The 13,934-nt window shown below is 69.3% G+C and carries 11 protein-coding genes; 6 read left to right on the top strand and 5 right to left on the bottom strand.

All coding sequences use genetic code 11. From position 1 onward, the window contains the following. The first annotated feature begins 6 nt into the window (after positions 1–6). A complete protein-coding gene (locus IPN02_15550) occupies positions 7–1,368 on the top strand; it encodes an aminotransferase class V-fold PLP-dependent enzyme (protein ID MBK9298218.1) in 1,362 nt (453 codons plus the stop codon). A gap of 13 nt (positions 1,369–1,381) precedes the next feature. On the opposite strand, the gene IPN02_15545 is transcribed toward IPN02_15550, so the two are convergent. Beyond that, entirely contained in the window at positions 1,382–2,806 is a 1,425-nt protein-coding gene (locus IPN02_15545; protein ID MBK9298217.1) for an aldehyde dehydrogenase family protein, read from the bottom strand. A gap of 11 nt (positions 2,807–2,817) precedes the next feature. After that, a complete protein-coding gene (locus tag IPN02_15540) occupies positions 2,818–4,362 on the bottom strand; it encodes a CoA-acylating methylmalonate-semialdehyde dehydrogenase (protein ID MBK9298216.1) in 1,545 nt (514 codons plus the stop codon). A 107-nt stretch (positions 4,363–4,469) separates the two neighbouring features. On the opposite strand from IPN02_15540, the gene IPN02_15535 reads away from it, so the two are divergent. Further along, a complete protein-coding gene (locus tag IPN02_15535) occupies positions 4,470–5,759 on the top strand; it encodes an FAD-binding oxidoreductase (GenBank protein MBK9298215.1) in 1,290 nt (429 codons plus the stop codon). A gap of 8 nt (positions 5,760–5,767) precedes the next feature. Here IPN02_15535 and IPN02_15530 read toward each other — a convergent pair whose 3' ends face one another. Genes IPN02_15530 through IPN02_15520 form a run of 3 tightly spaced genes read right to left on the bottom strand, consistent with a single transcriptional unit; the run spans position 5,768 to position 9,284 of the window. Further along, the gene (locus IPN02_15530) at positions 5,768–6,766 is read right to left on the bottom strand and encodes a hydrolase (protein MBK9298214.1); all 999 of its coding nucleotides are present in this window, start codon (positions 6,764–6,766) and stop codon (positions 5,768–5,770) included. Then, positions 6,763–7,851 (bottom strand): agmatine deiminase family protein, encoded by a 1,089-nt coding sequence (locus tag IPN02_15525; protein ID MBK9298213.1) that lies wholly within the window; start codon positions 7,849–7,851, stop codon positions 6,763–6,765. Before IPN02_15525 ends, IPN02_15530 begins: the two co-directional genes overlap by 4 nt. An 11-nt stretch (positions 7,852–7,862) precedes the next feature. Continuing rightward, positions 7,863–9,284, bottom strand: a complete 1,422-nt coding sequence (locus IPN02_15520; GenBank protein ID MBK9298212.1) for a gamma-aminobutyraldehyde dehydrogenase — start codon at positions 9,282–9,284, stop codon at positions 7,863–7,865. Positions 9,285–9,715: 431 nt separating this feature from the next. Here IPN02_15520 and IPN02_15515 point away from each other — a divergent pair, with 431 nt between their 5' ends. From IPN02_15515 to IPN02_15500, 4 genes are read left to right on the top strand one after another with little or no spacing between them, the layout of a single operon-like run. Continuing rightward, the gene (locus IPN02_15515; protein ID MBK9298211.1) at positions 9,716–10,822 is read left to right on the top strand and encodes an ABC transporter ATP-binding protein; all 1,107 of its coding nucleotides are present in this window, start codon (positions 9,716–9,718) and stop codon (positions 10,820–10,822) included. Positions 10,823–10,882: 60 nt separating this feature from the next. Beyond that, on the top strand, positions 10,883–12,064 hold the full coding sequence (locus tag IPN02_15510) for a spermidine/putrescine ABC transporter substrate-binding protein (protein ID MBK9298210.1): 1,182 nt from the start codon (positions 10,883–10,885) through the stop codon (positions 12,062–12,064). 42 nt (positions 12,065–12,106) lie between these two features. Continuing rightward, positions 12,107–12,982, top strand: coding sequence for an ABC transporter permease (locus tag IPN02_15505; protein MBK9298209.1), 876 nt, complete (start codon positions 12,107–12,109; stop codon positions 12,980–12,982). Further along, positions 12,982–13,857 carry an ABC transporter permease gene (locus IPN02_15500; protein ID MBK9298208.1) on the top strand — a complete coding sequence of 292 codons (876 nt, stop codon included), beginning with the start codon at positions 12,982–12,984 and terminating at the stop codon, positions 13,855–13,857. The genes IPN02_15505 and IPN02_15500 overlap by 1 nt, the downstream gene beginning before the upstream one ends. Positions 13,858–13,934 lie beyond the last annotated feature (77 nt).

Below are 13,934 nucleotides of genomic sequence, written 5' to 3'. Positions count from 1 at the left end.
GGGCGGATGCACCAGAGCGATGAGGTGACCGACCGGATCATGTCGCTGGTCGCCGACTATGTGGTCGACCGGCTGGGGCTGGATCCCGTGCCGCTCGACCACCCCGAATCGATGACGTCGCTCGCGCAGCGGGCGCCCAACCTGATCGGCGAGCGCCCGCGACCGCCGGAGGAGGTGTTTGCCCAATTCACCAACGTGCTCGCCACGTCGGTGATCTCGGTGGACAGCCCGCGCTATCTCTCGTTCATTCCCGCTGCGCCCACCAAGGCGTCGCTGATGTTCGACATGGTGGTGTCGGCGTCGTCGCTGAACGCCACGTCGTGGTTGGACGCCTCCGGCGCCGTGCATGCCGAGAACCAGGCGCTGGCCGTGTTGGCGGCTGAGATGGGCATGCCCGTCTCGGCCGGAGGCTGCTTTGTGTCGGGCGGAAGTGCTGGCAACCTGTCGGCGCTGGCCGTCGCTCGCGACGCGGCCCGGCGGCGTCTTGGCGACGCTCGGGCGGCCACCTCGATCGTGTGCTCCGACCAGGCCCACAGCTCGGTGAGCAACACCGCACACCTGCTGGACGTCGACGTGATCACGGTGCCGACGGTCGACGGCCGCCTCACCGGCCGGGGGTTGGCGGCGGTGGCGGGCCGGCTGGAGCAACCCGAGCGGGTGATGGCGGTGGTCGCCACCGCCGGCACCACCAACCTGGGGATCGTCGACGAACTCGATGCGATCGCCGACGTCGCTGCGGCGCACGGGTGGTGGTTTCACGTTGACGGCGCCTACGGGGCGGCGGCACGCCTGGCCCCGTCGGCCCGCAGCCGGTTCGACGGCATCGAGGGCTGCGACTCGATGGTGGTCGACCCGCACAAGTGGCTGTTTGCGCCGTTCGACTGTGCCGCGCTGCTGTACCGGGAGCCGGCGGTCGCCGCCGTCACCCACGCCCAGCACGCCGGCTACCTCGACGTGCTGCACGACACGGGCGACCCAAGCGACGTCGGCTGGAACCCGGCCGACTACGCCCATCACCTCACCCGTCGGGCCCGGGGGCTGGCCCTGTGGTTCTCGCTGGCCGTGCACGGCCTGGGCGCCTACCGGGACGCGATCGAGGCTGCGCTGAGCCTGGCCCGCTGGACTGCGGACCGGGTGAGGGAGGCGCCGCACCTCGACCTGGTGATCGAGCCTCAGCTGTCGGTTGTGGCGTTCACGCGCTCCGGCTGGAACGCCGGCGACTACCAGCGATTCTCCGACCAACTGCTGGCCGATCAGGTGGGCTTCGTCGTGCCATCGAACCACGACGGTAAGCCGATCCTGCGCTGCGCGTTTCTGCACCCCGGGACGACGACCGACATGGTGGCCGAGGTGCTCGACCTGCTGTGAGCGACGCCGCTGATCAGCGGGTGATGACCACCATGCGCTCCTCGGTCATCTCCCGCACCGCCCAGGCCGGACCCTCCTTGGTGTTGCCCGAATCGCGGATGCCGCCGTAGGGCATCTGGTCGGTTCGGAAGGTGGGCACCTCATTGACGCACACCCCGCCGTAGTCCAGGCGGTGGGCGGCATCGAGGCCCAGCGACAGGTCGTTGGTGAAGATCCCGGCCTGCAACCCGTAGCGGCTGTCGTTGGCCCAGGCGAACGCGTCGTTTACGTCGCTGTAGCTGGCCACGCCGACCACCGGGCCGAACACCTCGGTGCGGCTGACCGCCATGTCGGGGGTGACCCCGCTGAGCACGGTGGGCGCCAGCAGCCCGTCGGCGACCCCGCCGCCGACGACCGCCGTGGCCCCCGCAGCGATCGCCTCGGTGACGGTGCCGACCACCCGGTCGGTCTCGCCCCGATCGATCAACGCACTGACGTTGGTGGCGCCGTCGGCCGGGTCGCCCACCACCAGAGCGGACACCTCGGCCTCGAACGCGCCGAGGAACTCGTCGGCCACGTCGTCGTGGACGTACACCCGCTGCACCGAGATGCACGTCTGCCCGGAGTAGGAGTAGCCGCCCGCGGCCACCCGTTGCGCGGCGACAGCCACATCGGCGTCGCGGTGCACGATGACCGGGGCGTTGTTGCCCAGCTCGAGCCCGACCCGCTTGCGGGGCGCCTTGGCCCGAATTTCCCAGCCCACGTCGGGCGAGCCGGTGAAGGAGATGGCGGCCACATCGTCGTGGGTGACCAGGGCGTCGGCCACCGAACCGGGGACGGTCACCACGTTGAGCCACCCGGGCGGCAGGCCGGCATCGTCCTCGAGCATCGAGGCGAGCAGCAGCGCCGTGAGCGGGGTGGACGACGCCGGCTTGAGCACCACCGGGCACCCGGCGGCGATCGCCGGCGCCACCTTGTGGGTGACCAGGTTGAGCGGAAAGTTGAACGGTGAGATCGCCCCGACCACGCCGATGGGCACCCGCAGGACGAAGCCCAGCTTGCCGAGGCCCGCCGACGAGGCCTCCATCGGCACCATCTCACCGGTCATCGTGCGGGCCACGGCGGCGGAGAAGCGGAACGTGTCGACCGCCCGGGCCGCCTCAACGCGGGCGGTGGCGATCGGCTTGGCCGCCTCGGCGCTGATCGATTGGGCGAACTCCTCGTGACGGATCGTGAGCGCCACCGCCGCCCGATCGAGGATCTCGGCCCGTTCGTGCGCCGGCAGCGCTCCCCCGAGATGACGCTCGAGCGCCACGGCCACCGCACGGTCGACGTCGGCCTCGGTCCCCCTGGGTACCCGCCCCAGCTCACGCCCGTCGTAGGGCGAGCACACGGTGGTGTGCTCGTCGGCGCCGACGGCCGCCCCGTCGATCCGCATCGGTGTCACGTCGGTAGTCATGGTCAAACTCCTCAGGTGTGGGTGGGGAAGCCCAGGTCGGGACCCCGGGTGGACGGATCGGCCCAGCGGGTGGTGATCACCTTGTTGCGGGTATAGAAGGCAACGCCCTCGGGACCGTAGATGTGGGTGTCGCCGAACAGCGACTCCCCCCAGCCGCCGAAGGAGTGGTAGGCGACGGGCACCGGGATGGCCACGTTGACCCCCACCATGCCGGCCTCCACCTCGGCGCTGAAGCGCCGGGCCGCCCCGCCATCGGCCGTGAAGATGGCCACCCCGTTGCCGTAGGGGTTGGTGTTGACCAGCTCGACGGCCGCCTCGTAGTCGGGCACCCGCACCACGCACAGCACCGGGCCGAACACCTCGTCGGTGTACACCGACATGTTCGTGGTGACGTCGTCGATCAGCGTCGGGCCCATCCAGTACCCGTCGGGGCTGCCCGCCACCTTGAGCGTCCGGCCATCGATGACCAGCGTGGCCCCGTCGGCCTCAGCGGCGTCGACGTAGCCCCGCACCCGGTCGCGATGGGCCGCCGTCACCAGCGGGCCCATCTCGGAGGCATCATCCGAGCCGGGGCCGACCACGATGCTACTGGAGCGTTCGGCGATCGCCTCGACCAGCTCGTCGCCCACCGGGTCGACGGCGACCACCACCGAGATGGCCATGCAGCGCTCACCGGCCGAGCCGTAGCCGGCGCTGACCGCAGCGTCGGCGGCGGCCTCCAGGTCGGCGTCGGGCAGCACGATCATGTGATTCTTCGCCCCGCCCAGCGCCTGCACCCGCATGCCGGTGACCGAGGCGGTCTCGTAGACGTGACGGGCGATCGGGGTGGAGCCCACGAACGAGACGGCGTCCACGTCGGCGTGCGTCAGCAGGGCGTTGACCACGTTGGCGTCGCCGTGCAGCACGCTGAACACACCGGCGGGCAGCCCGGCCTCCGCCCAGCTCTCCGCCAGGATCATCGACGCCCCCGGGTCGCGTTCGGACGGCTTGAGGATGAACGAGTTGCCGCACGCGATGGCCACCGGGCACATCCACAGCGGCACCATCGCGGGAAAGTTGAACGGGGTGATGCCAACGGTGACGCCGACGCTTTGGCGGATCGTGGTGACGTCGACGTGGGTCGAGGCGCCCTCGCTGTGGGCGCCGGCGAGCAGGGTGGGAATGCCGCAGGCGAACTCGACCACCTCGATGCCCCGCTGCAACTCGCCGGCGGCGTCGGAGCGCACCTTGCCGTGCTGGGCGCTGATCACCGCCGCCAGCTCGTCCGCCCGGCGCATGAGCGCCTCCCGAAAAGCGAACAGCACGGCGCTGCGCCTGGACAACGATGTCTCACGCCAGCCGACATGCGCCCGACGGGCCGACAGCACCACCGTGTCGACGTCGTCGCTCGAGGCCAGCCGCACCCGCGCCGCCACCTCGCCCCGGGCGGGATCGAACACGTCGCCGACGCGCTCGCCGTTGCCCGCCCAGCGTGCGTCCTCCAACCAGTGGTCGATGGTGAGCAGCGCTGTGCCGGTTTCGTTGCGCTCGGTGTCGTTCACGATGATGTCCTTGATCGTCGGATCCACCGCGAGGCGGATCGTGTCGGTGAGTTGGTCGGTGGCGCACCGTTGGGCAGGGGTTTTCGGTCACAGGCGACGGGCGCGGCGGTAGGTTGCGCAACGTGCCTGCCCTGCTTGCTCCCAGCTACACCGAAACCGGGCTGTGGCAGGCACAGGTGACGCCGCCTCTCACCACCGGGGGTGACCTGCCGACCTCGGTCGACGTCGTCGTCGTCGGCGCCGGGCTGTGCGGCCTGGCCGCCGCCGACACGTTGGCGATTGCCGGACGCTCGGTGGTGGTGTTCGACCGCGAGCCGCTCGGTTGGGGCGCCTCCAGCCGCAACGGCGGCATGGTGATCCCCGAGCTCAAGTCCGGGCCGGCCGGCCTCGAGCGGCACTACGGCGAGCTGGGCACCCGCCTGTACGCCGAGGCGAACGAGGCGTTCGACTTCGTCGAGACCACCATCGCCGGCGATGACGGCCGAGCCGGCATCGACTGCGACTACGTCCGGAACGGTCAGCTGTACCTGGCCCATTCGCCATCGCACACCGACGAGTTGCGCCACCAGGCGGCCGAACACGCCGCCCTGGGCGAGGCCGTCAGGTTTGTCGAGGCCGGCGACCTGGGCGCGGAGATCGGCAGCGAGGCGTTTCACGGCGGGGTCGTCTTCGACCGCACCGGCGGGCTGCACCCGGCCAGGCTTCACGCCGGCCTGGCCACCCGGGCCATGAACGCCGGTGCCCGGGTGATCGACCGCACCGGGGTGACCGGCCTGAGCCGACGCGGGGGGCGCCACCGGGTGACGACCACGCGGGGCAGCGTCGATGCCGCCGACGTGATCCTGGCCACCAACGCCTACGCCGATGCCGCCACGCCGGACCTGCGACGCAAGGTGGTGCCGGTCGGCAGCTACATCATCGCCACCGAGGTGCTGCCCGAGGAGCTGGCCCGAAGCGTCAGCCCCACCGGGCGGATGATGGTGGACACCAAGAACTTTCTGTTTTACTGGCGCCTCACGCCCGACCGGCGCCTGGCCTTCGGCGGGCGCCGCAGCCTCGACCCGGTGGACGTGCCCGAGGCCCGCGACTTCCTCTACGACTCGATGCTGCGGGTCCACCCCCAACTGGCCGGCACCGCCGTGGAGCACGCCTGGGGCGGCAACGTGGCGCTCACGCTGGACCGCCTGCCCCACGTCGGGCGCCTGGATGGAGCCTGGTACGCCACCGGCTGCAACGGCAGCGGCGTGGCGATGAACACCTGGTTGGGGCATCGGCTGAGTCAGGTTCTGACCGGTGAGGCGCCACCCCCGGCGCTGGCCGAGCTGAAGCATCGCAACGTGCCCCTGTCGTCTTGGCGCCACGCCTACCTGCCGCTCGTCAGCCGCTGGTTCGACTTCCAGGACCATCGCTGAGGGGTCGGTCATTGGGCGGTCATCGAACCGTAGGTGTCGGGGCGCCGGGTGGTGAGCAGCGGGAACAGCTCCAGCCAATCACGCTTGGCGTCGAGGTCAACGTCCGCCACCAGCACGGCATCGGCGTCGCGCGGCGCCTGGGCCAGGATCCGACCGTACGGGTCGGAGATGAACGAGCTGCCGTAGAACGTGATCGCCGTGTCCGGCGGATCGGGCGCCGTCCCCGCAGCCACCAGGTCGGCCGCCCGTTCGGTGCCGATGCGGTTGACCGCCACCATCGCCAGGCCGTTGGCGATGCCGTTGCCGACGATCACCTGCTGCCACAGCGGCCGGGTGTCGAAGCCGGGATGGTCGGGCTCCGAGCCGATGGCGGTCGGGTACACCAGCAGGTCGGCCCCCGCCAACGAGTAGGCCCGGGGCGGTTCGGGGAACCACTGGTCCCAGCAGGTCGGCAACCCGATGCGGGCAGGCCCCACGTCGACGACGGGGTAGCCGGTGTCGCCCGGCGCAAAGTAGCGATCCTCGTAGTAGCCGGCGGTCACCGGGATGTGCAGCTTGCGGGTTCGGGCCAAGAGTTCGCCATCGGGGCCGACCGCGATGGCGGTGTTGAAGCCCCCTCCACCGGCCGGCACGGCGCCGACGGACGGGTGCTCCGCCTCCCCCGCCGCCTCGAACAGGGAGGCGTGCACGACCAGGCCGAAGCGCGCCGCCAGCTCGGCGGCGAACGCGTGGGTCGGGCCGCCGGGCAGTGGCTCGGCCGCCACGCCGAGCGCCTCGGCTCCGTCGGGCACGATGGCGAAGTAGGGCGACAGCGTCAGCTCCTGCAGGCACACCAGCTGCGCACCGGCCCGGGCGGCGAGCTCGACGCCGGCGGTCAGGGTGGCCCGGTGTTCGCCGGCGTCGCGATGCCACGCCGTCTGAACCGCCCCCACCCGGAAGGTGCCCCGTTCGGGCGCACGGGTGCGGGCCGGTGAGTCCGCTCCCCCGAGGTTGGTGATGAGCTTCACCGCGCCTGCCCAACCACCGGCACCTGCTGGGTGATGCAGTGCGGCCCACCCCCGCCGTAGGCGATCATGGCGCCGTCGACCGCCACGACCTCCCGGCCCGGATAGTGCTCGCCGATGATTCCCAACGCCTCGTCGTCGTAGGCGTGGCCGGTCACCGGCACGACAACCAACCCGTTGGCGACGTAGAAGTTGAGGTACGGCACCTCGACCATTCGCCCGTGGCACTCGGTGCGGGGCAGCGCCTCCAAGATGACCACCTCGAAGCCCGCCGCCCTCAGGCGGCGCTCGCTCTCCGCTGCCGTGGCGGCGTCCGGATCGCCGGGATCGTCGCACCCCTGCAGCAGCGCCACGCCCGGCCGGGGGATGGCCACCACGTTGTCGACGTGGCCGTCGGTGTCGGTGTCGTCGGTGAGGCCGTCGGTCAGCCACACCACGCGCTCGACCCCCAACCAGTGGGACAGCAACGATTCCATGCCGGCCTTGGTGCGTGGTGAGCCGTCGGGCAGCGGCCCCCGGTTGGGGTTGAGCAGGCACCGCTCGGTGGTGACGAGCGTGCCTGCACCGTCCACCGCGATCGAGCCGCCCTCCAACACGAACGGCGCTGAAAGCACCGGCAGGCCCAGATGCTCGGCGACCGCAGTCGCAACGACGGCGTCGCTGTCGAACGGTTCGACCAGTTCGCCCCAGGCGTTGAACCCGAACTGAATCGCGATGCGGTCGTCGGCGCCTTCGCCGCCTGGCCGACGCACCACGATGGGCCCGGAGTCGCGCATCCAGGCGTCGTCGATCGCCAGCTCCAGCAACGTCACGCCGGGCGCCGGGGCCGCAGCGGCCTCGCCCAACTGCGCCTCGGCGCTCGCTCGCTCCCCCGGGTTGACCACCATCGTGACCGGCTCGTACCCGGCCACGGCCCGGGCAACGTCGGCCCAGGCCGTGCGGGCGGCCTCGAGGTGACCGCCGAAGAACGCCCGTCGCACCTCGGTCGGCCAGGCGATCAGGGTGCGCTCGTGCCGGTCGGTCTCGGCGGGCATCACCCCGGGCGGATCGTTCCGCCCGGGGTGCGGGGGATGATCGGTGGCGGCCACGTCCGGCGCCGCTAGAACTTCACCATGACGTGTTTCAGCTCGGTGTAGTGCTCGATCGAATAGATCGACATGTCCTTGCCGTAGCCCGACTGCTTGAAGCCTCCGTGGGGCATCTCGGACACGATCGGAATGTGGTCGTTCACCCACACGGTGCCGAAGTGCAACTGCGAGCTCATGCGCATCGCCCGGGAGACATCGCTGGTCCAAATTGAGGATGCGAGCCCGTACCTCACGTCGTTGGCCCAGGCGAGCGCCTGGTCCTCGTCGACGAAGCGCTGCACCGACACGACGGGGCCAAACACCTCGCGTTGCACGATCTCGGCGTCCTGGGCCGGGTTGGCCACCACCGTCGGCGCATAGAAGTACCCGGAGCGGGCCAGCGTGGAGCCACCGACGGTGATCTCGGCCCCGGCCTCGGCGGCCCGGCTGACCATGCCGGCCACGCGTTCCTGTTGCCCGGACGACACGACGGGACCGATCTCGGTGGCCTCGTCGGTCGGATCGCCCGTGACCAGCCCGCCCACGGCCGACGACAGGGCGGCGACCAGGTCCTCGTAGATGCCGGGCCCGGCTATGACCCGGCACGGCGCAGTGCAGTCCTGACCCGAGTTGTAGTAGCCGGTCTCGGCCAGGGTGGCCACCAGCGTCTCCAGGTCGGCATCGTCGAAGACCACCACCGGTGCCTTGCCGCCCAGCTCGAGGTGCACCCGCTTCAGGCTGTCCGCCGAGTTGCGGGCGATCAGCTTGCCGGTGTCGACGTCGCCGGTGATGCTCACCATGGCCACATCCGGGTGGGTGACGATGGCGTCGCCGGCGGTCTCGCCCTGACCGGTCACCACGTTGAACACGCCCGGCGGGAAGATGTCGGCCGAGATCTCCGCCAGTTTCAGCGCGGTCATCGGGGTGAGCTCGCTGGGCTTGAGGATGAAGGTGTTGCCCGCGGCCAGGGCCGGACCCAGCTTCCACGTCGCCATGTTGAGCGGGTAGTTCCACGGGGCGATGCCGGCGCACACGCCCAGCGGGTCGCGCCGCAGCATCGAGGTGTGGTCCTCGAGGTACTCGCCGGCCGCCTGGGTGCTCAGCGTGCGGGCCGCCCCGGCGAAGAACCGCAGGTTGTCCACCGTCAGGTCGAACTCAAACTCGATGATGGAGGCCGGTTTGCCCACGTTCTCCATCTCGAGGCGCTGGAGCTCGTCCAGGTTGTCCTCCACCGCATCGGCCAGGGCCAGCAGCTTCTCGGAGCGGTCGCGCGGCGTGGTGCGCCTCCAGGCACCAAACGCTTCGGTGGCCGCCTGGACCGCCGCATCGACATCCTCGGCGCCGCTCGCCGCCACCTCGGCGATCTGCTCGCCCGTCGCCGGGTTGACGACGGCGTCGGTGTTGCCCGACGCGGCGTCTCGCCATTCGCCCCCGATGTAATTCTGCATGGCCATAGGTCCGTCGCTCCCCGTGTGATGTGAGTTGAAGGGTGCGGACGATTCGATTGCGCGACCGCGACCCTGAATACGCCAGCGTCGCCAGCCCGAAAGCCGACGACGCGTACCGCTCGTGGTTGCCCCTGAGTGCAGATGCTGGGCGCTGGAGCGGGCGAATGCAAGGGATTCCGTCGTAAATCCTCTCTTTCACGTTAGAAACGCTTGCGAGGGGTCGTGTCCGGTGGCACAGTTGCGGATCAGGGGACAGGGTGGGCGGGCCGGACGGTCCGCAGCGAGGGGGTGGCGCCGCCGGCGCCGCATCGCTCGGCACCGACGAGGGGACGACTGGTGTGAGTACTGCTGCGACCGCCGACGGTGAGACCGCCCCCGGGCAGGTGTCGACCGACGGCGTCCCAACGTCCAGGGCTGCGGTCGGCGAACGCCCACCGATCATCGAGATCGACCATGTGACCAAGGCGTTTACCGACTTCGTGGCCGTCGACGACGCCAACTTCTCGATCGGGCAGGGCGAGTTCTTCGCGTTGCTGGGCCCGTCCGGCTGCGGCAAGACGACCACCCTGCGCATGATCGCGGGCTTCGAAACCCCGACGAGCGGCGCCATCCGGCTCGATGGCGAGGACGTCTCGCGCACCCCGCCGCACAAGCGCAACGTCAACACGGTGTTTCAGCACTACGCCCTGTTTCCCCACATGAACGTGTGGAACAACGTCGCCTACGGCCCCCGCGCAAAGAAGTGGGATGCGGCCAAGGTGCGCGAGAAGGTCGATGCCGTCATCGAGGTGGTCCGCCTGGGCGAGTTCGCCGACCGCAAGCCCTCGCAACTGTCGGGCGGCCAGCAGCAGCGGGTGGCGCTGGCGCGAGCCCTGGTGAACGAGCCGGCGGCCCTGCTTTTGGACGAGCCCCTCGGCGCGCTCGACCTGAAGCTGCGTCAGGTGATGCAGTTCGAGCTGAAGCGCATCCAGCGAGAGATCGACATCAGCTTCGTGCACGTCACCCACGACCAGGAGGAGGCCCTCACGATGGCCGACCGCATGGCCGTGATGAACGCCGGTCGCGTCGAGCAGATCGGCACGCCCTCGGAGGTCTACGAACGGCCCGCGTCGGTGTTCGTGGCCGGGTTCATCGGCCAGGCCAACCTGTGGCCGGGCACCGCCGAGTCGGTCGGCGGCGGCCACGCCACCGCCACCACGCTGGGCTCGACGGTGGGAGCCAGGTGCTTCTCGCCCCAAGTGCAACCCGGCAAGGTGGTGGTGATGGTGCGCCCCGAGCGCCTCTCGGTGGCGACCGAACGGCCCGAGGCCGCCTCCGCCGTCGAGGGGACCGTCACCGACCTCACCTTCCAGGGCCCGGTGGTGCGCCTGTCGATGCGGGCGGCCGACGGGCACCCAGTGATCGCCCACCTGGGCCCGGAGGACCACCTGCCCGGCTTGCGGCCCGGCGACCGGTTGTGGGCCCACTGGCCCGACGACGCCGCCTGCGTGCTGCCCGACGCCCCGCTACCCGCAGTGGACGACCCCGACGCGGTCGATGAGTAGCCGGCCACCGACACCGCCGATCAACCAACCCAACGCCCCACCGACCGCAGAGGAACGCTCATGAGCCCCACCCCAACCGATGCCACCAGCCGACTCGCCCAAGCCCAGTGGTCACGACGACGGTTCCTGGGTGGTGGCGCCGCGCTTGGTGGCGGCCTGTTGCTGGGACCGAGCCTGTTGGCCGGTTGCGGCGGCGACTCGGAGACGTCCTCCTCAGACGGAGGCGGCGACCAGAACTCGGGCGGCAAGCTGCTGCGGATCTCCAACTGGCCGCTGTACATGGCCGAGGGCTTCAACGCGAAGTTCGAAAAGGAGACCGGATACACCGTTGACTACAAGGAGAACTTCCAGGACAACGAAACCTGGTTTGCCGCCAACAGGGACGCGCTCGCCGCCGGCCAGGACATCGGAGCCGACCTGGTGATCCCCACCAACTCGATGACCACCCGCCTGATCAGCCTCGGGTGGCTCACCAAGCTGGACCACGCCAAGATCCCGAACATGAAGAACGTCCGACCCGATTTGATCGAGGGCGTCTGGGACCCGGGAGCCGTCTACTCGATGCCCTACTTCACCGGGTTCGCCGGACTGGCCTACAACAAGGCCGAGACCGGCCGGGAAATCACTTCGGTCGACGACCTGTGGGACCCCAAGTTCAAGGGCCGGGTGTCGATGTTGTCCGACATGCAGGACGGCCTGGGCATGATCATGCTGGCCCAAGGCGTCGATCTGGCCGACGTCACCGTCGAGGATGTGCAGCAGGCGTCCGACCTGGTGGCCGAGAAAAACCAGGATGGGCAGATCCGGCGGTTCACGGGCAACGACTACCAGGACGACCTCACGAACGGCAACGTGGTCATCGCCCAGGTGTACTCGGGCGACGTCGCTCAACTGCAGGCGGACAACCCCGACATCGAGTTCGTGGTGCCCGAGGGCGGCGGCACCATGTTTATCGACACGATGGTGGCGCCGATCACAACAAAGAACCTCGACGGCGCCGAGGCCTGGATGAACTTTGTCTACGACAAGGACAACTACGCCATGCTCACCGACTACGTCCAGTACATCCCCGTGCTCAGCGACATGGACGATGCACTGGCGAAGGTGAACCCCGAACTGGTCGACAACCCGCTGGTCAACCCCTCACAGGAGGTGCTGGACCGGGTGCAGGCCTGGCCCCCCCTCAAGGAGGAGGACGAGGCGGCCATGGTCAAGACCTACGCCAAGGTCACCGGGGGCTGAGCACGTGACCCACCAACGCTCGATCACGGCGACGAGGCCCTGATGGCCGGCACCGCGTCCAGCGGGCGCCGCACCGCCAGGTGGGTTCCCTACGCCATGATCGCGCCGACGTTGATCTTCCTGATGATCTTCTTCGTCATCCCGATCTTCACGTTGTTCAAGACCTCGCTGTCGACCAACACGGGCTCGGTGTACCTGCCAGTGCAGAAGTTCGGCTGGGAGTGGGGCAACTACTCGTCGGCCTTCACCCAGTACCGAGCAGAGATCGGGCGATCGTTCGGGTACGCCACCGTTGCCACGGTGATCATGATTGTGCTGGCCTACCCGCTGGCCTACGTGTTGGCGTTCAAGGCGGGGCGCTGGAAGAACCTGATGCTCGGCCTGGTGATCCTGCCGTTCTTCATCACCTTTCTGGTTCGTACCATCGCCTGGAAGACGATCCTGGCCGACGACGGCTTCATCGTCGAGGCGCTGGGCACGGTCGGCCTGCTGCCGCCGGAGGGCCGCATCCTCTCGACGTCGTGGGCGGTGGTCGGCGGGCTGGTCTACAACTTCCTGCCGTTCATGGTGCTGCCGATCTACGTCAGCCTGGAGAAGATCGATCCCCGCCTCGTCGAGGCGTCCAGGGACCTGTACTCCTCGGCGGGTCGCGGCTTCACCAAGGTGATCCTGCCGCTGTCGATGCCCGGCGTGCTCGCCGGCAGCCTGTTGTGCTTCATCCCCGCCAGCGGCGACTTCATCAACGCCGACTACCTCGGAAGCACCAAGACGACGATGATGGGCACCGTCATCCAAAAGCAGTTCCTCGTGGTGAAGGACTACCCGACCGCCGCCGCGATGTCGTTCGTGCTGATGGCGATCGTGCTCGCCTTGGTGCTGGTGTACACCCGGGCCCTGGGCACCGAGGACCTGGTCTGATGTCGCTCCAAGGCATTGTGCAGCAGGGCACCGGCGAGCTTGCCGGATCGGCACCGATTGCGCCCGACGTGACCCCCGCACGCCCGAGACGCTTCGGCCTGATCGGCGAGGTGCTGCTGAGGCTGTCCGCCGGGCTGGTGCTGTTGTTCCTCTTCGCACCGATCTTCGTGATCGTGCTGTTCTCGTTCAACAAGCCGCAGGGCAAGTTCAACCTCACGTGGCAACGGTTCAGCCTGGATGCCTGGACCGACCCGTTCCGTTACCCAGAGCTGACCAAGGCGATGCGCAACAGCCTCGAGATCGCAGCGGTGTCGACGTTCGTTGCGGTGATCCTCGGCAGCTTCGTGGCGATCGCACTGGTGCGGCAGCGCTTTGTGGGCCGCAAAACGCTCGACACGTTTCTGGTGTTGCCGCTGACCGCAGCCGAGGTGGTCATGGGCGCCTCGCTGCTCACCCTGTTTTTGGACCTGGGCTGGAACCGAGGGTTCGGCACGATCGTCATCGCCCACATCGGCTTCGAAGTGAGCTTCGTCGCCCTGACCGTGCGGGCCCGGGTGCGAGGCCACGACTGGACGCTCGAAGATGCCTCGATGGACCTCGGCGCCAACCCCCGGCGCACGTTCTGGAAGGTCACGCTGCCGATGATCATGCCCGGCATCATCGCGGCGGCGATGTTGTCGTTTGCGCTGTCCCTCGACGACTTCATCATCACGTTCTTCAACGCCGGCTCGACCACCACCTACCCGCTGTACGTCAACGCCGCGGTCAAGAACGGGCTACCGCCCCAGGTGAACGTGTTGGCCACCGCCATCCTGATCATCAGCCTGATCTTCCTGGGCATCGCCGGGCTGCGCGCCCGGCGAACAACCGGTTAGCTGCTGCCGGGGGCACCACCGGCTGCAGCCTCAACCCATGTCAGCGCCCAGCCCAATCGTGCGGGGCGCAACCCATC

The organism is Candidatus Microthrix subdominans, assembly GCA_016719385.1.
GTDB lineage: Bacteria > Actinomycetota > Acidimicrobiia > Acidimicrobiales > Microtrichaceae > Microthrix > Microthrix subdominans.
This window is presented reverse-complemented; position numbering and strand designations above follow the sequence as displayed.

Excerpts from the sequence above, each read along its gene's own strand:
- IPN02_15505 (MBK9298209.1), top strand. The coding sequence starts at position 12,107 with ATGGCCGGCACCGCGTCCAGCGGGCGCCGCACCGCCAGGTGGGTTCCC.
- IPN02_15500 (MBK9298208.1), top strand. The coding sequence starts at position 12,982 with ATGTCGCTCCAAGGCATTGTGCAGCAGGGCACCGGCGAGCTTGCCGGA.
- IPN02_15550 (MBK9298218.1), top strand. The coding sequence starts at position 7 with ATGCACCAGAGCGATGAGGTGACCGACCGGATCATGTCGCTGGTCGCC.
- IPN02_15510 (MBK9298210.1), top strand. The coding sequence starts at position 10,883 with ATGAGCCCCACCCCAACCGATGCCACCAGCCGACTCGCCCAAGCCCAG.
- IPN02_15520 (MBK9298212.1), bottom strand. The coding sequence starts at position 9,284 with ATGGCCATGCAGAATTACATCGGGGGCGAATGGCGAGACGCCGCGTCG.
- IPN02_15545 (MBK9298217.1), bottom strand. The coding sequence starts at position 2,806 with ATGACTACCGACGTGACACCGATGCGGATCGACGGGGCGGCCGTCGGC.